The sequence below is a fragment of the Gilliamella sp. App4-10 genome (assembly GCF_001690495.1).
In the GTDB taxonomy this organism is placed as follows: Bacteria; Pseudomonadota; Gammaproteobacteria; order Enterobacterales; family Orbaceae; genus Gilliamella; species Gilliamella apicola_G.
The window spans coordinates 105,587-128,181 of record NZ_LZGS01000048.1 but is presented as its reverse complement, the minus strand read 5'-3'; the positions used below and the strand labels follow the sequence as shown (position 1 = coordinate 128,181).

The following is a 22,595-nucleotide window of genomic DNA, read 5'->3' as shown; positions in this document are numbered from 1 at the left end:
TAGACGTCAACATGTCTAGATGTCTAACTATCTTGATGTGTAGATTGCAGAAAGATAAAAAAAACGTTAGAATTGCCCACATTATTTGTGATGTAATTTGGTGAAAATATGATGGAATGGAATGGCGAATATATAAGCCCTTATGCTGAACATGGTAAAAAAAGTGAGCAAGTAAAAAAAATTACAGTATCAATTCCGTTAAAAGTATTAAAAATATTAACTGATGAGCGTACTCGCAGACAAGTTAATAATTTACGTCACGCAACAAATAGTGAATTATTATGTGAAGCTTTTCTTCATGCTTATACTGGTCAACCTTTACCTTGTGATGATGATTTACAAAGAGACCGTGAAGACGGTATTCCCAAACAAGCTCAAAAAATGATGCAAGATTTAGGCATCACCCCAGAATTCGATTGATTATTAACTAAAAATATTAATTTTCAAAAAGCAAAAAGGCGCATTATGCGCCTTTTCAGATACGGTTTTTTGGAAAATTATTTTTTACCGCCAACCATAGCAAAACGTTGTTTGAACTTATCTACACGTCCACCAGTTGCAACATCACGTTGTTTACCAGTATAGAACGGATGACATTCACCACATACATCAAGATGAATATCATGACCAATAGTAGAATGCGTTTTAATAACGTTACCACAAGAGCAAGTTGCTGTAATTGCGGTGTATTCTGGGTGGATACCTTCTTTCATAATAAGCCTCTAAAATTTGTTCGTATCGCTATATAAATGGCTATAATAGCAAAATCTATACACCATACGAATGTTAAAAAACAAGATAAGCTGCAAATTATACGACCAATGTTTGGGTTAATCAAGTAATAAAAGACACTAGTTAAACGGATAACTGGCCTATTGTCACTTGTAGTTCAATTCTTTCCCCATTTCGCAAAACAATAATGGGGACAGTCGTACCCGGTTTCAACTCAGCTATTTGATCCATGGTTTCAACAATTGATTTAACTGGTTTATTATCCACCATAATTAAGATATCGTTCGCTTGTATACCGGCTTGCAATGAAGGTCCTTCAGCATTAGTAACTAAAATACCTAACACCACTGGCATATCACTTGGCTCTTGAGTTGGTGCAAATTCTAATCCATCAATACCAATATACCCTCGAATAATTTTTCCATCTTGAATCAATTTATTCATAATTTTAACAGCTAAAGAAGCCGGAATCGCAAACCCAATCCCTTCCGGAACATCATTACCCAAATTTTTTGCAAAAGTAAGAGTATTAATTCCCATTAATTCACCTTTGGTATTAACTAGTGCGCCACCAGAATTACCGTGGTTTATCGAGGCATCTGTTTGGATAAAATTTTGTCTTCTATAAGGGCTTAGCCCATCACGTCCTGTTGCACTAATAATACCTTGAGTAATGGTTTGCCCAATATTGTAAGGATTGCCTATGGCTAAGACAACATCACCAATCTTGGGCTCACGCTGAGGATTAATAAGTATAGCTGGAATATTAGAAGCTTCTATTTTTAATACAGCGATATCAACAAGTTTATCTGAACCTACAGATAAAGCCTCAAAAATTCGTCCATCTTGTAGCGCAACAATAATTTGTTCTGCATCTTCAACAACGTGATAATTAGTAACAATATACCCCTGCTCACTCATAATCACTCCTGAACCAAGCGGAGTAATCGGGCTATCTTGTGATCCTTGGGAAACAGAATTAATTGAGCGGCTATAAATATTAACCACGGCAGGAGCAGCGACTTTAACAGCACTAGAATAACTTAATGGATCATCACTAAAAATTGATCTTGGAAAATTTGATTGATTTCCCTTTTGTAAAGAGGGAAAAATAATCAATAAGACAATAGCTAAAACCGTTCCAATTAATATTGGCCATAGAATTTTTTTGAGCATTAGTTTCAGGATTGCAATAAAGAAGGATAGTAAGAATTCTAACACATTTGTATGAAGGTTAAAATTAGAGTTTTCGTCGATGGCAAAGCATCGACGATATAAAGATCAAATAATTATCGTAAAATTAGATATAAACGAGTATGACCCCGAACTATATTCAATGCAATTACAGACGGACTGCTATCAATAATTTTTCGAAGATCTGCAATATTAGTTACTCGTTCTTTATTAACGCCAGTAATCAGATCTCCTTCTTGTAAGCTGAGTCGTGACGCTGGTGAATGTTTAGCAATATTTTCTATTAAAACACCTTTTTGTCCTTTTATTTCACCATTGCTAAGTGTTGCACCATCAAGAGCAGTATGTAGTGATTTTGCTTCGGTTGTTGCCTCATCACTATTTTTTAGTTTGACCTCAACTGACATTTCTTTACCATCTCGAATTAAGCCCAATAGTACAGTTCGCCCAGCTCCAGTTGTCGCAATTTTTGCTCTTAATTCAGCAAAACTATCAACTGGTTTACCATCCATCGAAATAATAATATCGCCAGATTTAATTCCTGCAGCCTGCGCGGCTGAATTTTCAATAACCTCACTAACAAAAGCACCTTTTTGAACATCAACATCAAATGCTTTTGCTATATCAGATGTTAATTCATTACCTTTGATACCCAGCACACCACGTTTTACCTCACCAAATTCAATAAGCTGTGAAGTTAAACTTTTCACCATATTACTAGGAATTGCAAAGCCAATCCCAACATTCCCACCGCTTGGTGCTATAATCGCAGTATTAATACCAACAAGCTCACCTTTTAAATTGACAAGTGCCCCGCCAGAGTTTCCTTGGTTAATTGAAGCATCTGTTTGAATGAAATTTTCGAAACCATTCATATTAAGCCCACTGCGAGCTAAAGCTGATATAATCCCTGAAGTAACGGTTTGACCAATGCCAAATGGGTTACCAATGGCAACAGCATAATCACCAACACGCAAATTATCAGAATCGGCCAATTTAATTGCTGTTAATTTTTTTGCATCATCGATCTTAAGCAATGCAATATCACTTTGTGGATCCTTACCAATTAGTTTTGCTTTAAATTCATGCCCATCATTTAGAGCAACTGTAATTTTATCGGCATTATCAATAACATGATTATTCGTCACAACATAGCCTTTTTCGGCATCAATAATCACACCAGATCCTAGACCCGTAAACGATCTTGATTGACTATCTGGGTAACCAAAAAATCGTCTAAATTCTTCTGGCATATTATTTTGCATTTGAGCAATACCTTCAACTTTGATACTTACAACTGAAGGTAACACTGTTTCTAACATAGGAGCCAAACTTGGTTGCTGTACATTATTATCAGTTGGGATAGAAGGAAAAGAAGCATACGCATTCGGCAGTGCAAATAAACTTACACCTAAACTTAAAGTCAAAATACTTAGCAACTTTTTTTGGTGTTTTAATGAATTAATCATCTTATAACTCTCGCTTTTACAAAAATTTAATCTCTATAAAAATGATTTGCCATTAAGTAACGGCAAATAAAACTATAATATTTAAGATTTATTTTCATCCGTTTTAAATAAACCAGAAGAATTATCAGAATAATCTCTAGGCTGCTTATCAAGTGTAACTTCTTTTTTTTCATTTGAATCAGAACTAGAATCAAAATCCAAAGATTGCACATTATCACTATCCATAAATTGGCTAGAATTTTCAGCCATATGTTGATAAAGACGACGAAAATCCTTAGCCATACTATCCAATATTTCTGCACTGTGCGAAAAATGCTTAGCAATCATTTGCTTTTGTACTCTTAATTCATCTTTTGTTTGATCTAGCTCTTGTTTAACTTTGGCATATTTACGCGCCTTAGGGCTAATAACGCTCACAAAAATAAAACCAATAATAAAACCAATTACTAACCCAATTATAAGATAAACATACATATCTTTATCCATAATTCACTCCTTATATCTTTAAAATATATAATTTTATAAAATTAAAGCCTAATTATCAGCACTTATTTTGCATGGTTAGCAAGTTTTATCAATTGTTTTTTTAACTTGTCTGGTGCATTTTCTGCTAATGCATATAAAAACATTGCACTTTTTGGTGTCATCACACTTGAGTCTAAAAATGATTTGGTAGTCTGAAAATGGCTCTGTGCCAACTTTACCGAAATATCTGGATTAATCTGATATTGAATAGAAGATAGAGACGGTAAAATATTTTTTCGTATCTCAGATATTAAATTGCTTTGTTCATATTTCAATCTCGTTAACCAACCAGCTGTACTTACCTCTAAAATCAATACTCCTTCACGATAATTAGCCACTCGGCACTGTTGATGCAATGGGGATGGCAATAAGTCATTAACGACTTTAGCCAATGTTCTTAATGCATTAGTTCTTTCTTGAATCTTAGAAAAACAAGAGGCTTGTGTCATTATTGACGTCAATACTTGTGGCTCATTAAAACGCATACTTTGACTTCCTCTACTTTCTCAATCAATAACAAAATAAGTTTTCTTCTAAAAACTAAAAAAAGTATTAGCTCAATAATTTACTCTATTTATCGTCAAAAGTCTTATTGAAAAACTTTATTTACAGTTTGATAAAAATTTCTTTACTATAATGATGTTCAAAACTTCAGTTAAAGAAAATAGATAAAAATATATAACTGATTATGAATTGAAATTTCATCAGAAATAATAAAAAAGATTAACTTCAACATATAACAGTTAATCTTTTTGAAAAACAGTATTATTAAGCAATGATACTTATAATGAGCACAGTAATTAAACCAACAATTGAATTGACTAGTTCTAATAAACCCCATGTTTTTAAAGTATCTTTGATCGATAAATCAAAGTAACCTTTAAATAACCAGAAAGAAGCATCATTGATATGAGTCAACGTATTAGAACCTGCAGCAGTTGCCAGCACAAGTAAGGCTGGATTCACGCCATTCACAAATCCAGTAGTGCGATCAATAACTGCGGCCCCAATAATTCCCGCAGCTGTCATCGCTGAGACAACGCCTTGTCCTGTAGCTAAACGAATTAATACAGTAATTAACCATGCCATGATATAAGGCGATATTCCCCTTGTTGACATTAATTGACCAATAACATCACCAATTCCAGTATCAATGATAATCTGTTTTAGTGCACCTCCTGCGCCAATAATTAATACTACCATGGCAATGCCTTTTACCGCATTATCAAAAGAATGCATAATCCATTCCATTGAATGATTAAGTTTTTTCCCAAATAATATAAATGCAGCAATCATCGCAATAAACATGGCAATTTGGGATGAACCAATAAAATTGAGAACAGAGTAAACGGTTGTTTCTTTATCTAATCCGATATTTGCAATCGTCGTTACAATCATAATATAAGCAGGAATCAAAGGAACGGTGATTGATGTAAAAAATGAAGGAAGATTATTTTCATCAACAGGTGTTTCAGATTGCAAAAATTGAGGTGTGGGTCTATCTAAATTACTGAGAAATTTTGGAAGAATTATCCCTGCACCGATTACTGAAGGAATTGCGATGATTAATCCATAAATATAAACCATTCCCATGTCAGCACCATAAGCATTAACAAGCGCAACAGGCCCCGGCTGTGGCGGCAACAACGAGTGAGCTGTTGTTGCCGCCGCAATTCCAGGTATCGCTAATTTCAAAAATGGAATCCTAGCCTCTTTGGCTAATGCAATGACTAATGGAGCCAATATTATAAATGCTGCTTCATAAAACATCGCAAGACCAAATATAAGCCCCATAATAATAATTGCTAATTTTACATATTTGATTCCTAGCCTTTTTAACAAGGTTTGAGCAATTTGATGAGCAGCGCCAGAATCAGCCATTAATTTACCAATCACTGCGCCAAATACGACAATAATAGCAAGTTCACCAAGCGTACCACCAAATCCTGATTTAATCGTTTTAAGGATACTCAATAAATCCATTTTAGCCATCAAACCAACAAATATCGCCGCTGCTAATAATGCAATCATTGAATTTATTCTAAAGCGAATGTTTAAAAGTAACATTAATCCTATTCCAAGGATAACCCAAAGAATATTTAAAAATTCCATGAATCATAGCTCCTATTTTATTTATATTTTTTGTTATTGGGTAAGCATTAATTTGGTAAAAAATAATTATTAACAGTTTGCTTATCATCAATTTTGTGCATGATTGATAATATTTAGTTATCGGTTCTTTAACCGTGAATTTGTAGCAGACTTATATCACCATTCATTTTTAAAGTTTTATGACAATATTCATTTATTGGCTCAACATATTTCCATTGATAAAATAAATTTTCACTATTATTTTGATAAAATTGTGATCATAATCACCAAAAATGGTTTATTTTTATTTCATAGGAAATATTCCTATTGTGATACTCAAATAGGCATGCCAATTTGATTGTGTAATTATCGAGGCTGGGACATTAAATATTCTACTAAACGAGATAACTAGCGTATAATTTATCTTATTAATTAATAGTGTTTATTAAATAAAGGACAATCAAATGCAATCATCTAGTCGTCTTTATCAAGAAATTGGTAACGAACTAAAGTTTTTGTTAAAAAATGGTACTTATAAAATTGGCGATCGATTACCACCTGAAAGAGATATTGCAGAAACATTTAGCGTAAGTCGTACAATAGTACGTGAAGCATTAATAATGCTAGAACTTGAAAATTTAGTTACAGTAAAAAAAGGATCGGGTGTTTATGTAATTGGTTTACCAAATGCATCGTTATCTGAGCAGGATAAGCAAATAGAAGAAAATGATTTTGGACCTTTTGAACTCTTACAAGCAAGGCAATTAATTGAGAGTAATATTGCAGCATTTGCCGCCTCTCAGATAGTGAAAGCAGATATAATAAAACTCAGGTCTATCTTAGAACAAGAACGGCAGATATTAGAAAAGGGTGTGCTTGATGACTATAGTGCAGATGAAATGTTTCATATTACGATAGCAAAGGCTACCAAAAATGCCGTATTAGAAGATTTACTAAAAGACTTGTGGCAAAAACGCCATGCTAGCAAAATGTGGAATCAACTTCATAATCGTATTACCGATAATAGTTACCGAAAAAAATGGCTTGATGATCATGAAAAAATATTACAAGCTCTGCAAGTAAAAGATGCAAAAGGCGCACGACAAGCTATGTGGCAACATCTAGAAAATGTTAAACAAACATTAATGACTGTTTCAGATAGTGAAGATCCTAACTTTGATGGTTATTTATTTGATTCTATTCCGGTTACCATTGTTAACCCGTAGCAAATATCAACATTGTTTGTAAATTTCCTCTTTAAACAAGTTAATTAAATCTCACCATAGAAATTGTTAGTAAAAAATAAAGCAGCAAATTGATAAAAAAACTGACAAATGCAGTTCAAGCATTGTTTTTGTCAGTTTAAAAATACAGGGGGCAGATAGCTAATTTGTCTCTAATTGAAAGTTGGTGGGCTGAGTTTTATTTTCTCTAATAAAAATCCATAAAATCATTGCACCTATTACATCAAAAAAAGCTAACGCAATAAAAAATGGACCAAAACCGATAAGCCCCACAAATGCTCCAATAAATAAATTAAAACTTAACTGACCTGACCATGCACATGCTCCAGCCATTCCGACCACTGTTGCGACCTGATTTTTCTTAAATAAATCACCACCAAGTGTTGAAGCGACAGTTGAGAGTAACTGATGAGAAAACCCGCCAAGACTAATTAAAAATACAGCAAGATAAGGATCCTCAACAATACTTACAAATCCAATAGTCATCATAAGAATAGCACCAATGGTAAATGTGATAAGTCTTGAATTGATTAAAGAAAAACCTCTATCATTAAAAAATTTAGCAACAAAACCACTAGCTAAACACCCCAAATCAGCCATTAAAAAAGGTAGCCAAACAAACATCGCAATTTCTTTTAAACTAAAATGCAGGGTTTCTACAAAAAAGATAGGCACCCAAAAGTTGATGGTTCCCCATGCTGGATCTGCCAGAAAACGTGCAATACCAATACCCCAAAAGTTACGTTGAGTAATAATTGTCATAAAAGAAACTTTTTCTTTGTTATTTATTTCTAAATGATCTTCTTTCCCTGCTTCTATATATTCTCTTTCCTTAGCAGTTAGTTTTTTGGCATCATTAGGGTCACGATAAAAAATAAACCAAATTATAGCGGCAATTAGAGCCAGAGAGCCAGAAACAACAAACGCAAATTGCCAACCTTGGAATAAAATACACCAAGCAATTAAAGGAGGAGCCAACATAGCACCAAAAGAAGTTCCCATATTAAATATACCAGCAGCAATCCCCCTCTCTTTTGCAGGGAACCAGATTGAAGCTGTTTTGATGCCAACTGGTATCGCTGAAGCTTCACTAAAACCCATGATTCCACGCATAAAAGCTAATCCTTGCCATGTGCCAGTTAAAGCATGTCCCATAGTAGCTAGTCCCCAAATAATAGCGCAAATAGCAAACCCAAGTCTTAACCCGATGGTATCAATAAAGAAACCTATAATTGGTTGACCAATGGTATAAGCTAATTGAAATGTGCTTACTACCCACGAATATTGTTCTTTCGATATACCTGTCGCATCCAAAATTGTCGGCGCAGCTATGCCTAATGCAGTTCTATCAAGGTAATTGACAATTGTGATAACACAAACAAGCAATATCATATACCATCGAAAATGTTTTATTGTTTTCATCATTTTTCCTTTTATAATCATATTGAAAGTTAACTAGTTTTGTTATTACTTAGGAAAATAACGATTGGCATTGTTAAAACAAATATCACTAATCATTGTCCCTACCAGATTAAAATCAGCTGGAATTTCACCATTTTCCATCCAATGACCAACCATATTGCAGAGGATGCGCCTAAAATATTCATGCCTCGTAAACGATAAGAAACTACGCGAGTCTGTTAACATTCCGACAAATTGACTTAACAATCCCATTTGTGAAAGCTGCATTAGTTGGCGCTCCATACCATCTTTTTGGTCATTGAACCACCAACCTGAACCAAATTGGATTTTGCCAGCAATACCAGAGCCTTGAAAATTGCCTGCCATAGTTGCTAACACTTCATTATCACGAGGATTTAAACAATATAGAATCGTTTTAGGTAATTGGCCTGTCAGATCTAAAATACTCAGAAACGCAGATAGTGGTTCAGCAATAGGCCTATCACCAATTGAGTCAAAACCAGCATCAGGCCCCAAAATTTTGAACATCCGTTGATTATTATTGCGTAAAGCGCCCAAATGTAACTGCATAACCCAATTACGTTTGTGATATTGCTGTCCAAGCCAAATAAGAATTGCTGTACTAAATTGGGCGATTTCTAATTCAGAAATTTCATGATTATTTAAACGGTTAATGAGTATTTCGTTAAGCTTTCTTTCGGTTGGAATATCAGCATACCTTAATATTTCTATACCATGATCCGATGCTTCACAGCCATGAAGTTCAAAATAATCTAGCCTTTTAGTTAATGCAGAGAGTAATTTTTCAAAGGAATTAATTTCAATATCGGTAATATTACCTAATTGCAAGATATAATCAGCAAAATTTGGTAATTCAATTTTAAATACTTTGTCGGGTCGCCAACTTGGCGTTACTTTTGTTTTAAAAGTCGTATCTAAGCTGATTTTTTTATGATATTCCAATGAATCAATTGGGTCATCAGTTGTTCCCACCGTATTGACTTTCATTTGAGTTAAGATTCCACGAGTTGAAAATTCTGGGGTAGCCAACTGTTCATTAACCTGATGCCAAATCTTATCCGCTGTTTGTTCATTAAAAAGCGTGTTTTTGATTCCAAATGGGCGACGCAACTCTAAATGTGTCCAATGATAAATTGGATTACCAAGTGTTAATGGCACAACTTTAGCCCAAATGAGATATTTGTCATAATCAGACGCATCGCCAGTAATAAACTTTTCATCAACACCAGCTGTACGCAGTACTCGCCATTTATAATGATCACCTGCTAGCCAAATTTCGGCCAAATTACGAAAATTTTTATCTTCAGCTATATCTTTAGGTGGTAAATGGCAATGATAATCATATATTGGCTGTCCTTCTGCATAATCAAAATAGAGCCTTTGAGCCGCTTCACTTTGCAATAAAAAATTGTCATCTAAAAATGTTTTCATTCTTTTTCATCCTAATTTTAGATTATTAGTTCTTGGATCGTTTGTTTTGCCCCTTTTTGCATTAACGTAAGATAGTGTGTTGTGACTTGCTCTCTAAATTGAGAATTGTTCGGCAAATCAGCACCAAAAATAATCTCGAGTTTTAATAAACAATTGACTCGTTCTATTCCATCTGCGCTAGCTTCAACGAGTGTTTGTAACTGCTGAGACATTGGGTCTCGCACGTCTATTGGCTGGTGGTTATCATCAATACCACTGACATAACGCATCCACCCTGCAACACCGAGTGCAAGCAATGAAAAATCAGAGTTGTTTTTTATATGCCAGCGAATTGAATCAAGCAATCTTTGTGGAAGTTTTTGAGTTCCATCCATCGCAATTTGCCATGTTTGATGTTTTAATGATGGATTACTAAATCGTTCAATAAGCTTGTTTGCATATTCTAGTAAGTTAACATGTGATGGAACATGAAGAGTGGGAGCTTGTTGTGCTATCATTAATTGATAAGTGGCTTTTTTATAGCTTGCATCATTCATACAGTCATTGATATGCTGATAACCGGCTAGATAGCCTAAATATGCTAAAAACGAATGGCTTCCGTTTAACATACGCAGCTTCATTTCTTCGTAAGGTACAACATCTTTAACAAATTCTGCACCGACTTCGTTCCAATTTGGTCGATTTGTTACAAAATCATCTTCAATGATCCACTGGATAAATGGCTCACAAGCAATACCACAGGGATCAACCATCCCTCCTAATACCCTCTCAATTTCTATTAAAGTTTCTGCTGTCGCGGCAGGTACAATCCGATCGACCATTGTGCACGGAAAAGTTGTGTTACATTCAATCCATTGAGCTAGTTGAGGATCGCGCGCTTTGGCTAAATCTAAAATTGCTTTTTTTAAAACTACACCATTTTTGGGAATATTATCGCACGACAAAGCGGTAAAAGATTTCAGGCCTCGTTGCATCCTTCGATAAAGTGCTTCCACAATAACACCTGGTGCTGACACTGGTTGCACTGGATTAACAAGATCGGATTGAATTAAAGTATTATTAAGATCCAATCCGACTCCGCCCGGTAACATACAATAACCTTTTTCAGTGATAGTGAGTGAAACTATTTCAATTACAGGACTGGCCATCTTTTCTAAAATAGCTTCCATACCATCAATCGGTACTAATAGTGATTCTTTAACACTCCCAATAACAAAAGCTTCTTCCGATTGCGCACCTTTTTCTAAAACAGTATAGAGATGATCTTGCTTACGAAGATCTTCAATTAACCGTTCACCACCAACAATATTTACCTCACAAATAGCCCAATCACTTTTCCCTGTATTTAATAATCGGTCTATAAACAAAGCTTGATGAGCGCGATGAAAAGCACCAAATCCTAAATGGACAATTCTAGAAACTATCTCTTTCCTATCATATGTTGGGCGGTTTTTTATAAATTGAGGTAAAGCTGAAATTTTTAGCATACTTATATCACCATTCAAATTTAAAGTTTAATGATATATTTATCTATTGGTTAGATATATTTCCATTTAAAAAATAAATTTTCACTATTATTTTGATTTAATTGTGATCAATATCACTAAAATTGGTTTATTTCTATTTAATGTTGACAATGCTAATATTCTGACATTAATATTGGTATTCCAATTTAAATGTATAATTTAAACCACAAAACACTAACATTAAATATTCTGTGAAATGCTATGATTCATAGTATTTATTAAATAAAAGGCGAGTTTAATGGTCTTTATCAAATAATTGGAAATTAAATCGAGTTATTCAAAATGACTTGATAATCAAGAAAAATTTTACAAGCATTAATGATAATTTCTAATAGTAAAAATCCAAATTTTGATGGTTATCTATTTGATATAATTCCAGTTAACATTATTAATCAATAGGCAATAAATAATCAGCATTGTTTATAGGTCTTTTTTATTTTAGAAAAACAAATACATGAAATCGTTAGGGAGATGTTTATGGAACAAACGATGCGTTGGTTTGGGCCCAATGATCCAGTATCATTAGATGATATAAAGCAAGCAGGAGCAACTGGAATTGTTACAGCTTTACACCATATTCCCAATGGAGAAGTTTGGAGCCTTGAAGAAATTCAAAAACGAAAAAATATTATTGAAGAAAAAGGATTAACATGGTCTGTAGTAGAAAGTATTCCTGTTCATGAAGAAATCAAAACCCACACTGGAAACGTTCTGCAACATATCGCCAATTACCAACAATCAATTCGTAATTTAGCGGCTTGTGGCATTGATACTGTTTGTTACAATTTTATGCCAGTTTTAGATTGGACTCGTACTGATCTTGCCTACGAGTTACCTGATGGCTCAAAAGCATTGCGTTTTGACCAAACCGCTTTTGCAGCATTTGATATCTATATATTACAAAGGCCTAATGCAGAAAAAGATTACTCAATAGAAGATATAGCTTTAGCGAAAGCTTACTTTGAAAAAATGACGCAAGCAGAGAAAAACAAACTTATTGCAAATATTATTGCTGGTTTACCGGGTGCTGAAGAAGGTTATTCTCTTGATCAATTTAGGACACATCTTGCAACCTATGATGGTATTGATAAAGCAAAATTACGTGAAAATTATGCCTATTTTTTAAAAGCTATTGTACCTGTTGCTGAAAAAGTTGGTGTGTTATTAACGGTACATCCCGATGATCCTCCTAGACCAATTTTAGGCCTACCACGTATAGTTTCAACTGTCGAAGATATGCAATGGATTAAAGATACCGTTGACAGTATTCATAATGGTTTTTGTTTTTGTACAGGCTCTTATGGTGTTCGTAATGACAATGATTTGACTACAATGGCAGAAAAATTTGCTGATCGTGTTCATTTTATTCACTTAAGAGCAACAGTTCGAGAAGAAAATCCACTATCTTTTCATGAAGGCGACCATTTAGCTGGTGATGTTGACATGTATGCTGTAATGAAAGCACTGATTACCGAAGAACAACGGCGTAAAAAGACCGGAATCAAACGCCCTATTCCTGTTCGCCCAGATCACGGACATCAAATGCTAGATGATTTGAAGAAAAAAACCAATCCGGGTTACTCAGCTATAGGTCGCTTGCGAGGTTTAGCTGAAATTCGCGGTATTGAATATGCAATCCTTCGCGCTTTTTTTAATTAGTTGAAATCAGTTCAATAAATTATAATTATTACAGCCACTAATCCTAACAATCTCCATGCCCTTTTAAGGGCATTTTTACATAAAAATATTATAAATTCACAGATGAATAATCCTTTGTTCGATTGCAATCAATTTACTTAATATTAGAAGAGTATTTCATAAGAATTGATTAACTATTTTGGTAAACATTGTGTCATAATACACAAGATGCTATTATTAATAGCATAACTATTTTGACATTCAATCCTTTTAAACGTTATATTAGTTTTGTTTTTCTACATCTATATCATTAAGCAGTCTTTTTTAAAGCAGTTTAAAATTAAAGAGGTGTAATATGGGTATTTTAAATAATATTTTTTCTAAAGTATTTCCTAGTGCTAAAGCAACAGTAGATAATACTGTTGAAGCAGTGAAAGATAAAGTTGAAAATATTACTGCATCTGTCAAAGATACGGTATCAAATAGTTCAGAGAAAGTTCAAGAAAAGGTAGAACAAAACACATCCGCATCGAATGTTGACGTCACCTCTATCCTTGATAATTTAGCTAAAAAGCATCCTGAAACACTCAATTGGAAAACATCTATCGTCGATCTATTGAAATTATTAGGTATGGATAGCAGTTTAGATGCACGAAAAAATTTAGCAAAAGAACTGAACTATACCGGCAATACTGATGATACTGCAGCAATGAATACATGGTTAATCAAAGAAGTGTTGAAAAAAATTGCAGAAAAAGGCGGTAATGTAACTCATCTTTTTTCTTAAAAGAACGTGTTAAGGCAATTAAATCCATCTAATGTTTTAGGTGGATTTTTTTAATTAAAGCAGACATTTATTGATTTTTACGTTATTAAACAATGAAACTAAGCTTTAAAGGCATGTAATTTGTTCATCGCAACTTCTATCCCTTCAGACAATAATATATCAGTACAACGTACAGATTCATCAATGGCTTTATCGATTAATTCTTGTTCAGATTTAGATGGTTTGTTTAAGACATAACCCACCACTTTATTTTTATCTCCGGGGTGACCAATACCAATCCTTAATCGATAAAAATTTAAATTATTACCCAATTTGCTGGCAATATCTTTTAGCCCATTATGTCCACCATGACTACCACCAAACTTAAGTTTAGCTATACCTGGATTCAAGTCGAGCTCATCATGTGCAATTAATATTTCTTCTGGTTTTATTTGGTAAAATGACGCCATAGCTTGCACTGCTTTACCACTTAAATTCATAAAAGTAGTTGGAACTAATAAACGCACATCATGACCAAAAATGTTGATACGTGATGTGTAACCCCAAAATTTTTGTTCATTTTTTAATGATTGATTATAACGCTGAGCCAATTGTTCAACAAACCATGCACCTGCGTTGTGGCGCGTTGCTGCATATTCATTTCCGGGATTGGCAAGTCCTACTACCAGTTTTATCGTTGTCATAATATTTTTATTGTCACTGATTTTATTGTGAAAAATGCCCCAAAAGGAGCATTTAACTCAATGATAAAATAGATTATTGATGGAACATAGCTGAAATCGATTCTTCATTACTGATTCGACGAATTGCTTCAGCAAGCATACCAGATAACGTTAATTGGCGAACATTTTTCAATGCTTTTACTTCAGCCGTTAATGGAATTGTGTCACAAACAACAATTTCATCAATAGCACAGCTTTTAATGTTACTCACTGCTTTACCTGAAAAAATTGGATGCGTTGCATAAGCAAACACTCTTTTTGCACCTCGCGCTTTTAAAGCGTCGGCTGCTTTACAAAGTGTTCCTGCTGTATCAATCATATCATCAACTAAGATACAATCTCTATCAGCAACATCACCAATAATATTCATCACTTCAGCTTCATTTGCACGCTGACGGCGTTTATCAATAATTGCCATATCAGTATCATTAAGTAGTTTAGCTATTGCTCGAGCGCGCACCACACCACCAATATCTGGAGATACCACAATCGGACGTTCAAACTCACGTTGCAACATATCTTCTAAAATAACTGGGCTACCAAATACGTTATCGACAGGCACATCAAAAAAACCTTGAATTTGTTCTGCATGAAGATCAACGGTTAATACCCTATCAACACCCACTGTTGATAAAAAATCTGCAACAACTTTAGCGGTAATAGGTACACGAGCCGAACGAACTCGTCGATCTTGTCTAGCATAACCAAAATAAGGAATAACAGCAGTAATACGACCAGCAGATGCACGACGCATTGCATCAATCATAACCAGTAATTCCATTAAATTATCATTGGTTGGAGCACAAGTTGATTGTATAATAAAAACATCTTCACCACGGACATTTTCATTGATTTGGACATTAACTTCACCATCACTAAAACGGCTTACAACAATGTCACCAAGAGAAGTATAAAGACGATTAGCTATACGCTTTGCTAGTTCGGGTGTGGCATTACCAGCAAAAAGCTTCATATCAGGCACGAGAAATCCTCAAGCATGTATTCATGATTACTTAATTCGTAATCGGTTAAATCGGGGCTATAATTATATAATCATTTATCTATCATGCTCAACCACAATATAAAAATATATCAAAAATATTTGATATATTTTTAGAAATCATTAATTAAAAAAATTCGATCATAAGATGCTTTTGCAGTGAACTCAAAATCGAGTAAACTAGCAAACAAACCATCAATTAGCTTTAATAAATTCCACAACCAAAGTAGATAACGTGATGAACGAACAATTAAACTCAGATAATGAAAATATCAAATCTAAAAGAACCATTCGTAGTTTTGTTTTGCGACAAGGTCGTTTAACAAAAGGACAAGAACAAGCATTAATAAATTTATGGCCTGTATTTGGTATTGAATATGATGCAAATGCACCTATTTGTTTTGAAGCTAACAAACCGGCTATTCTAGAAATTGGATTTGGTATGGGGTCCTCATTAATTGAAATGGCCAAAAATACACCTGATAAAAATTTTTTAGGAATTGAAGTACACAAACCTGGGGTTGGTGCTTGTTTAATGGCGATTGAAGAAAACCAATTATCAAACTTAAACGTGATGTGCCATGATGCTGTTGAAGTATTAGAAAATATGATCCCAGATCATTCGCTGGACAAAGTGCAAATTTTTTTCCCTGATCCTTGGCATAAAGCAAGGCATAACAAACGTCGCATTATTCAACCCCAATTTGTACAGTTGATTCGGCAAAAATTAAAATTGGGCGGTATTTTGCACCTAGCAACGGATTGGCAACATTATGCAGAACATATGTTAGAGGTTTTAACCCAAGCAGAAGGTTTTGAAAACTTATCACCAAGTGGTAACTACATTCCAAGACCCGCTGATAGACCAATTACCAAATTTGAAAAACGGGGTCAAAATTTAGGTCATGGTGTTTGGGATCTCCAATTTGTAAATAAATAATGATGCTAAGGAGCCACTATGCAAAATGAAACGATCGATCTACTTTGTCGGCATCGCTCTATTCGTACTTATAAAGCAACTAACTTAACTCAAGAGCAAATAGATTTAATTGTTAACGCAGCACAGTCGGCTTCTAGTTCTAATTTGATTCAATGTTCGACCATTATTCGTATTACAGACCCCAACAAGCGAGAAATACTGGCCCATTATGCGGGCGATCAAAAGTATGTTAGTCAAGCACCTGAATTTTGGGTGTTTTGCGCCGATTTTAATCGCCATTATCAAATTGAACCAAAACTTAATCTTGGCAAAGCGGAACAGCTATTATTGGGCTGTGTTGATACAGCAATTATGGCTCAAAATGCTGTGACTGCAGCTGAATCCTTAGGGCTTGGTGCTGTGTATATTGGCGGATTGCGCAATCATCTTGACAAAGTAACGAAATTACTCGATTTACCCAAATACGTTCTTCCACTTTTTGGGCTTTGTCTTGGCTACCCCGATCATCATCCAGAACTCAAACCAAGATTACCAAAAGAGCTAGTGTTTTTTGAAAACCACTATCAACCAATTGATCCTGCCATTTTGAAAAAATATGATGCTCAAATGGATAATTACTATGAAACCCGTAGTACTAATCAGAAATCCGGAGGTTGGAGTGATAAAATTGCTAATACAATCAATAACGAGCAACGCGATTTTATTCTCAATTATTTGCACAAACAAGGATGGATCACCAAATGAAAAATAACCATTACCAATTAGATAAAGTCATTATACTTAGCCGTCATGGGATTCGCACACCATTACAAAACACTTTGCAGTTTTTAGAAAAAATCACCCCCTTTAAATGGCCCAAATGGGATTATCCATATGGTTATTTAACTACTCGTGGTGGAATATTAGAAGTCTATTTTGGTCGCTATTTATCAACTTGGCTTGAAAAGCACAATATAAAATTATCAACACATAACACTGAATTGTTTGTGTATGCTAACAGCCTGCAAAGAACAGTTGCAACAGCTCAATTCCTGACAACAGGTGCCTTTGCTGGGTATGATATTCCTATACATCATAAATATCCCATTGAAAATATGGATCCTATCTTCGATCCTAGTTTACAAGACGATTCACCCGAATTTAAACATGCCGTATTGCGTGATATTGATGAAGCTGACAAAGCGGCCAACATCTTTAAAAATCTAGCACCAGCTTATGAAATCCTTTCCGATATTTTAGATTATAAGCGTTCGAAATTATATGCCGAATATCAATGTAATTTAGCCGATATTCCATCAGAACTCTATTTTAAGAAACACGAAGAACCGGTACTGCTTGGACCTTTGGCAATAGGGATTTCTGCCGTTGACGCTTTCTTATTACAATACTATTCAGCCTTTCCATCAGAACAAATCGCATGGGGAAGACTCACTAACCAAAAACAGTGGCAACAACTTATCTCGATTCGTAATCAATATATTAATTTAGTTTTCCATTCTAAAACACTTGCCAAACATTCTGCTGCACTTCTTATCAACATGATAAACGATCTTATGCAACAAGATAATAAAGTAAATTTACTTGTTGGGCACGATAGTACTATTGCAGCATTACTTGGCGCCTTAGACTTTAAAGACTATCAACTACCAAATCAATTTGAAACAACTCCAATTGGAGGAAAAGTCGCTTTACAGCGTTTTCGTCACATAATAACGGGTGAATACTTTTTTAAAACCGAATATATTTATCAGAGTTTTGAACAACTCCATAACGGACAAGCGCTTGATGCCAATAACCCGCCACAACATTATCAACTTCATTTGAAAAACGCTTCTGTTAATAGTGATGGTTATTATGTGTGGTCAGATTTTGAGAAACGAATAAAACCCATAAAAACTAAATAATGAGCAAGCAGATTATCCAATTCTTCCTATTTAAAGCTGGAGTTGAATAAACTAATACTGATAAAAAGTGAGGAGAATATTATTTAAAAAATCCTTTGAAAAAAGCTTCAGTGAGATATTTGGTTGAGTATAAATTTTCTGTTTTATGATGAATAACCTTAAAGATTAATGATTGATATTTATCGAAAATAAGGTTTAAGTTGATTAATTGAGGTTGATTTAAATAAGTAGTTTGCAGTTAAAATTGAAAACGATTACATTACGCTGTTATCTTATTTATTGTATATCCATCTGATAAAATTAGTGAAATGGCTAACACTTATACTCAAATCCGTATCTTACTGAAATTTTTTGACAAAAAAATAATTATTAAATGTAATCGATTTCATAAAATGTTATCAAGATCACTTTTTCCACATTCCTTAAATGCTATCATCGCCATTAATAACTTCCCTGTACATAAAAAGTGTGAACGATGTCTAAATGATTATGTAATCATTTAAAGCCTAGCAAAGGAAATTTATTATGAATCAAAAAATTAAGTCATCACTAAATAATAAAAATTATTGGATATTTAGTCTCTACTTCTTCCTTTACTTTTTTATTATGGGAGCGTACTTCCCGTTTTTCCCTGTTTGGTTGAAAATGAATGGCCTAGATGAGGCAAATACGGGATATGTTTTTTCATTTATTTCATTATTTGCACTTTTTTTTCAACCTCTGTTTGGGTTGATTTCTGACAAGTTGGGGTTAAAAAAACACCTTCTTTGGATTATCACGCTACTTCTTGTGCTATTTGGTCCATTTTTTATCTTCATTTTGGGGCCGTTGCTTCAACTCAATGTAAGCTTGGGTGCAATTGTTGGTGGATTTTATCTTGGTATGGTATTTAGTGGTGGTGCGCCAGCCATCGAAGCACTCGTTGAAAAAATAAGTCGACGTAGTGGATTTGAATTTGGTCGATGCCGTATGTTTGGTTGTTTTGGTTGGGCAATTTGTGCTTCATTTGTTGGAATAATGATATCTAAAGATGTCAATGCTGTTTACTGGTTATGTTCTGGATTTGCATTGATTCTTCTAGTTTTAGTAAAAATCGCTGACCCTGCAAAAACGGCAACGACTGAAGTCGTTGCAAAAATGGGATTAAATAAACCTGAACCATTTAATCTAAAACTGGCAATCAATTTACTTGGTATGCGTAAAACTTGGTTTTTTATGATATACATAATTGGAGTTGCTTGTACTTATGATGTATTTGATCAACAGTTTGCTAACTTTTTCACCTCATTTTTTTCTAGCGAACAAGCTGGTCGAGAAGCATTCGGTTATGTCACCACACTGGGTGAATTTTTAAATGCCTCTGTGATGTTTTTTGCCCCTTTAATTGTGAAGAAAATAGGCAGTAAAAATACATTACTTGTTGCGGGTGCAATCATGTCTATTCGTATTACAGGCTCAGCATTTGCCAGCACAGCAGTTGAAGTTGTTATATTAAAAACTTTACATATGTTCGAAGCACCTTTATTGCTTGTTGGCGCATTTAAATATATTACTCAACACTTCCCTATTCGCTTATCTGCAACTGTCTACTTAATTGCATTTTGTTTTGCAAAACAATTATCTATTATGTTTATGTCCACCTTTGCGGGGCTTATGTATGTTAAAATAGGCTTTAAAGGAGCATATCTAGTCCTTGGCTTGATTGCACTTAGTTTTACACTGATTTCTTCCTTCACATTATCAGGGCGTAGACCATGGGATCTATGGAAACATAAGTGCAGTGAAAAATTTGAAGATTCATAAAAGCATACGATAACTATTACATTAGAGAAAGGATTTATTATGGAAATATTAGTAACTGGTGGCTGTGGATATATAGGAAGTCACACTTGTGTCCAACTTATTCTATCAGGCTACACACCCATTATTCTTGACAATTTATTTAACAGCAAAGCATCAGTGTTAGATAGAATACAAAAAATTACTGGCCAGTCCCCCAATTTTTATGAAGGCGATGTGTGCAATGAAAAGCTATTAACTAAGATTTTTTCAAAGCATGATATTAAAGCAGTTATTCATTTTGCTGGCCTAAAAGCCGTTGGTGAATCGGTACATAAACCACTTGAATATTATGAAAACAATGTCTACGGCAGTATTGTACTTATGAAAGCAATGCGTACAGCGGGTGTTAAACAGTTAGTGTTTAGCTCATCAGCCACTGTCTATGGTGAACTAGCACCCGTACCTTATGTTGAAACCTTACCACAAGGTTTACCAACCAGTCCCTATGGAAAAAGTAAATTAATGGTAGAGCAATGTATCATGGATTTAGCCGTTGCCGAACCAGATTGGTCACTCACTTTACTGCGTTACTTTAATCCTGTTGGCGCGCATCCAAGTGGATTAATGGGCGAAGATCCACTTGGTATTCCTAATAATCTTATGCCTTATATTACCCAAGTTGCGGTAGGAAAAAGAGAATCATTAGCGGTTTTTGGAAATGATTATCCAACAACAGATGGAACTTGTGTTCGTGATTTTATACATGTTGTGGATTTGGCTGATGGGCATATTGCTGCACTCAAAGCCGATCATAATAAAGCTGGAGTACATATTTATAACTTAGGTTCAGGTGTGGGTTACAGCGTATTACAAGTCATCAAAGCTTTTGAGAAAGCATCAGGAAAACCGCTTAATTGGCACTTCGCACCAAGACGAGCAGGCGATTTACCCGAATTTTGGGCCGATGCTAACAAAGCTGAGCAAATTCTAGGTTGGAAAACTAAACTCACGCTTGACGACATGGTAAAAGACTCATGGAATTGGCAATCAAATAACCCGCAAGGTTATCCTGATTAATCATTAGATTAAATAAGACTAAAACATGCAAAATTAAAAGAAGAGGCAAAAATGGATATTTTTAATCCTGTTAACCATCCTCATCGTCGTTACAATCCATTAACCAATCAATGGGTACTTGTTTCACCACATAGAGCGAAACGCCCATGGAAAGGACAACAAGAAGTATTAAATGAAGAACAAAAACCGAGTTACGATCCAACTTGTTTTTTGTGTCCAGGTAACAAACGGGTAACTGGAGATATCAACCCTAATTATAAGGGAACATTTATTTTTACTAATGATTTTGCAGCATTAATAGAAAACACGCCTGAATCACCAAAGAACCATGACCCGCTGTTCCAAATGCAAAATGCAAAAGGTACCAGTCGAGTGATCTGTTTTTCACCCGATCACAGTAAAACATTACCTGAACTTGATTTATCCGCAATTAAAGGGGTAATTAAAACTTGGATAGATCAACAACAAGAATTGGGTACACACTATCCTTGGGTACAGATATTTGAAAATAAAGGGGCGGCAATGGGATGTTCTAACCCACATCCACATGGACAAGTTTGGGCTACTAGCTTTTTACCCAATGAAATTGCGCGCGAAGATCTAAACATGCGCAATTATTTTGAAAAATATCATCGAAATTTATTAGTTGATTATGTCGAAAAAGAACTCATTCATCGTGAACGAATCGTTGTTGAAACGAAGCATTGGCTTGCTGTCGTTCCTTTTTGGGCAATATGGCCATTTGAAACATTATTATTACCAAAAACCCATATTCCACAATTAACCATGTTGAATAACGAGCAACAAAGTGATTTAGCCATTGCGCTTAAAAAATTAACTAGTCGCTATGATAATTTATTTTATTGTTCTTTCCCCTATTCTATGGGTTGGCATGGTGCGCCATTTATGAAAGATAAAAATGATTACTGGCAAGTGCATGCGCATTTTTATCCCCCTTTATTACGTTCCGCTACAGTAAAAAAATTTATGGTCGGTTACGAAATGTTAGCCGAAGTACAACGAGATTTAACTCCAGAACAAGCAGCTGAAAGGTTACGCAACGTTAGTGATGTGTATTATTAAAAATAAA

At 34.6% G+C, this 22,595-nt stretch carries 21 protein-coding genes; 10 read left to right on the top strand and 11 right to left on the bottom strand.

Annotated elements, in window-relative coordinates:
- Positions 1-108 precede the first annotated feature (108 nt).
- The gene (metJ, locus tag A9G23_RS10640) at positions 109-420 is read left to right on the top strand and encodes a met regulon transcriptional regulator MetJ (RefSeq protein ID WP_065587588.1); all 312 of its coding nucleotides are present in this window, start codon (positions 109-111) and stop codon (positions 418-420) included.
- Positions 421-497: 77 nt separating this feature from the next.
- On the opposite strand, the gene rpmE is transcribed toward metJ, so the two are convergent.
- The 6 genes from rpmE to gntP all read right to left on the bottom strand — a co-directional run bounded on the left by rpmE (position 498) and on the right by gntP (position 6,032).
- Positions 498-713, bottom strand: a complete 216-nt coding sequence (gene rpmE / locus A9G23_RS10635) for a 50S ribosomal protein L31 (RefSeq protein ID WP_065557564.1) — start codon at positions 711-713, stop codon at positions 498-500.
- Positions 714-855: 142 nt separating this feature from the next.
- Positions 856-1,908, bottom strand: coding sequence for an outer membrane-stress sensor serine endopeptidase DegS (gene degS, locus A9G23_RS10630; protein WP_065587587.1), 1,053 nt, complete (start codon positions 1,906-1,908; stop codon positions 856-858).
- A gap of 113 nt (positions 1,909-2,021) precedes the next feature.
- Complete coding sequence (locus tag A9G23_RS10625; protein WP_065587586.1) at positions 2,022-3,395, bottom strand: Do family serine endopeptidase; 1,374 nt, start codon at positions 3,393-3,395, stop codon at positions 2,022-2,024.
- Between the two features lie 81 nt (positions 3,396-3,476).
- On the bottom strand, positions 3,477-3,881 hold the full coding sequence (locus tag A9G23_RS10620; protein WP_065587585.1) for a YhcB family protein: 405 nt from the start codon (positions 3,879-3,881) through the stop codon (positions 3,477-3,479).
- A gap of 62 nt (positions 3,882-3,943) precedes the next feature.
- Positions 3,944-4,405: a DUF721 domain-containing protein gene (locus A9G23_RS10615; RefSeq protein WP_065587584.1), complete on the bottom strand. Its 462-nt coding sequence runs from the start codon at positions 4,403-4,405 to the stop codon at positions 3,944-3,946.
- 283 nt (positions 4,406-4,688) lie between these two features.
- Positions 4,689-6,032 (bottom strand): gluconate permease GntP, encoded by a 1,344-nt coding sequence (gene gntP / locus A9G23_RS10610; RefSeq protein ID WP_065587583.1) that lies wholly within the window; start codon positions 6,030-6,032, stop codon positions 4,689-4,691.
- 443 nt (positions 6,033-6,475) lie between these two features.
- Between gntP and A9G23_RS10605 the strand changes: the two genes are divergently transcribed.
- On the top strand, positions 6,476-7,237 hold the full coding sequence (locus A9G23_RS10605) for an FCD domain-containing protein (RefSeq protein ID WP_065587582.1): 762 nt from the start codon (positions 6,476-6,478) through the stop codon (positions 7,235-7,237).
- Positions 7,238-7,396: 159 nt separating this feature from the next.
- Here the strand turns inward: A9G23_RS10605 and A9G23_RS10600 are convergent, their stop codons facing one another.
- The 3 genes from A9G23_RS10600 to A9G23_RS10590 are packed head-to-tail and all read right to left on the bottom strand — an operon-like array spanning position 7,397 to position 11,622.
- The gene (locus A9G23_RS10600) at positions 7,397-8,677 is read right to left on the bottom strand and encodes an MFS transporter (protein ID WP_065587581.1); all 1,281 of its coding nucleotides are present in this window, start codon (positions 8,675-8,677) and stop codon (positions 7,397-7,399) included.
- 45 nt (positions 8,678-8,722) lie between these two features.
- Positions 8,723-10,129, bottom strand: coding sequence for a glucuronate isomerase (gene uxaC / locus A9G23_RS10595; protein WP_065587580.1), 1,407 nt, complete (start codon positions 10,127-10,129; stop codon positions 8,723-8,725).
- 17 nt (positions 10,130-10,146) lie between these two features.
- Positions 10,147-11,622 carry a mannitol dehydrogenase family protein gene (locus tag A9G23_RS10590; RefSeq protein ID WP_442899735.1) on the bottom strand — a complete coding sequence of 492 codons (1,476 nt, stop codon included), beginning with the start codon at positions 11,620-11,622 and terminating at the stop codon, positions 10,147-10,149.
- 510 nt (positions 11,623-12,132) lie between these two features.
- Here A9G23_RS10590 and uxuA point away from each other — a divergent pair.
- Together uxuA and A9G23_RS10580 are read left to right on the top strand one after the other, a co-directional pair.
- Positions 12,133-13,314: a mannonate dehydratase gene (gene uxuA / locus A9G23_RS10585; RefSeq protein ID WP_065587578.1), complete on the top strand. Its 1,182-nt coding sequence runs from the start codon at positions 12,133-12,135 to the stop codon at positions 13,312-13,314.
- A gap of 334 nt (positions 13,315-13,648) precedes the next feature.
- Positions 13,649-14,080 carry a DUF3597 domain-containing protein gene (locus A9G23_RS10580; RefSeq protein WP_065587577.1) on the top strand — a complete coding sequence of 144 codons (432 nt, stop codon included), beginning with the start codon at positions 13,649-13,651 and terminating at the stop codon, positions 14,078-14,080.
- A 98-nt stretch (positions 14,081-14,178) separates the two neighbouring features.
- Here A9G23_RS10580 and pth read toward each other — a convergent pair whose 3' ends face one another.
- Positions 14,179-14,763, bottom strand: coding sequence for an aminoacyl-tRNA hydrolase (pth, locus tag A9G23_RS10575; RefSeq protein WP_065587576.1), 585 nt, complete (start codon positions 14,761-14,763; stop codon positions 14,179-14,181).
- Between the two features lie 73 nt (positions 14,764-14,836).
- The gene (locus tag A9G23_RS10570; RefSeq protein ID WP_065582387.1) at positions 14,837-15,784 is read right to left on the bottom strand and encodes a ribose-phosphate pyrophosphokinase; all 948 of its coding nucleotides are present in this window, start codon (positions 15,782-15,784) and stop codon (positions 14,837-14,839) included.
- 253 nt (positions 15,785-16,037) lie between these two features.
- Between A9G23_RS10570 and trmB the strand changes: the two genes are divergently transcribed.
- The 6 genes from trmB (at position 16,038) to galT (ending at position 22,588) form a co-directional block, all read left to right on the top strand.
- Complete coding sequence (trmB, locus tag A9G23_RS10565; protein WP_065587575.1) at positions 16,038-16,742, top strand: tRNA (guanosine(46)-N7)-methyltransferase TrmB; 705 nt, start codon at positions 16,038-16,040, stop codon at positions 16,740-16,742.
- An 18-nt stretch (positions 16,743-16,760) separates the two neighbouring features.
- A complete protein-coding gene (gene nfsA, locus A9G23_RS10560; RefSeq protein ID WP_065587574.1) occupies positions 16,761-17,486 on the top strand; it encodes an oxygen-insensitive NADPH nitroreductase in 726 nt (241 codons plus the stop codon).
- On the top strand, positions 17,483-18,646 hold the full coding sequence (locus A9G23_RS10555) for a histidine-type phosphatase (RefSeq protein WP_176700617.1): 1,164 nt from the start codon (positions 17,483-17,485) through the stop codon (positions 18,644-18,646). The genes nfsA and A9G23_RS10555 overlap by 4 nt, the downstream gene beginning before the upstream one ends.
- Before the next feature lie 525 nt (positions 18,647-19,171).
- Positions 19,172-20,449 (top strand): MFS transporter, encoded by a 1,278-nt coding sequence (locus tag A9G23_RS10550; RefSeq protein WP_065587572.1) that lies wholly within the window; start codon positions 19,172-19,174, stop codon positions 20,447-20,449.
- Between the two features lie 39 nt (positions 20,450-20,488).
- On the top strand, positions 20,489-21,505 hold the full coding sequence (galE, locus tag A9G23_RS10545) for a UDP-glucose 4-epimerase GalE (protein ID WP_065587571.1): 1,017 nt from the start codon (positions 20,489-20,491) through the stop codon (positions 21,503-21,505).
- A gap of 51 nt (positions 21,506-21,556) precedes the next feature.
- Positions 21,557-22,588, top strand: coding sequence for a galactose-1-phosphate uridylyltransferase (gene galT / locus A9G23_RS10540; RefSeq protein WP_065587570.1), 1,032 nt, complete (start codon positions 21,557-21,559; stop codon positions 22,586-22,588).
- Positions 22,589-22,595: the final 7 nt, after the last annotated feature.

Coding starts and splice junctions, on each gene's coding strand:
- A9G23_RS10600 (WP_065587581.1), bottom strand. CDS start 8,677: ATGAAAACAATAAAACATTTTCGATGGTATATGATATTGCTTGTTTGT.
- A9G23_RS10615 (WP_065587584.1), bottom strand. CDS start 4,405: ATGCGTTTTAATGAGCCACAAGTATTGACGTCAATAATGACACAAGCC.
- metJ (WP_065587588.1), top strand. CDS start 109: ATGATGGAATGGAATGGCGAATATATAAGCCCTTATGCTGAACATGGT.
- galE (WP_065587571.1), top strand. CDS start 20,489: ATGGAAATATTAGTAACTGGTGGCTGTGGATATATAGGAAGTCACACT.
- A9G23_RS10620 (WP_065587585.1), bottom strand. CDS start 3,881: ATGGATAAAGATATGTATGTTTATCTTATAATTGGGTTAGTAATTGGT.
- galT (WP_065587570.1), top strand. CDS start 21,557: ATGGATATTTTTAATCCTGTTAACCATCCTCATCGTCGTTACAATCCA.
- A9G23_RS10625 (WP_065587586.1), bottom strand. CDS start 3,395: ATGATTAATTCATTAAAACACCAAAAAAAGTTGCTAAGTATTTTGACT.
- A9G23_RS10580 (WP_065587577.1), top strand. CDS start 13,649: ATGGGTATTTTAAATAATATTTTTTCTAAAGTATTTCCTAGTGCTAAA.
- uxuA (WP_065587578.1), top strand. CDS start 12,133: ATGGAACAAACGATGCGTTGGTTTGGGCCCAATGATCCAGTATCATTA.
- A9G23_RS10605 (WP_065587582.1), top strand. CDS start 6,476: ATGCAATCATCTAGTCGTCTTTATCAAGAAATTGGTAACGAACTAAAG.
- uxaC (WP_065587580.1), bottom strand. CDS start 10,129: ATGAAAACATTTTTAGATGACAATTTTTTATTGCAAAGTGAAGCGGCT.
- gntP (WP_065587583.1), bottom strand. CDS start 6,032: ATGGAATTTTTAAATATTCTTTGGGTTATCCTTGGAATAGGATTAATG.
- degS (WP_065587587.1), bottom strand. CDS start 1,908: ATGCTCAAAAAAATTCTATGGCCAATATTAATTGGAACGGTTTTAGCT.
- pth (WP_065587576.1), bottom strand. CDS start 14,763: ATGACAACGATAAAACTGGTAGTAGGACTTGCCAATCCCGGAAATGAA.
- A9G23_RS10555 (WP_176700617.1), top strand. CDS start 17,483: ATGAAAAATAACCATTACCAATTAGATAAAGTCATTATACTTAGCCGT.
- rpmE (WP_065557564.1), bottom strand. CDS start 713: ATGAAAGAAGGTATCCACCCAGAATACACCGCAATTACAGCAACTTGC.
- A9G23_RS10550 (WP_065587572.1), top strand. CDS start 19,172: ATGAATCAAAAAATTAAGTCATCACTAAATAATAAAAATTATTGGATA.
- nfsA (WP_065587574.1), top strand. CDS start 16,761: ATGCAAAATGAAACGATCGATCTACTTTGTCGGCATCGCTCTATTCGT.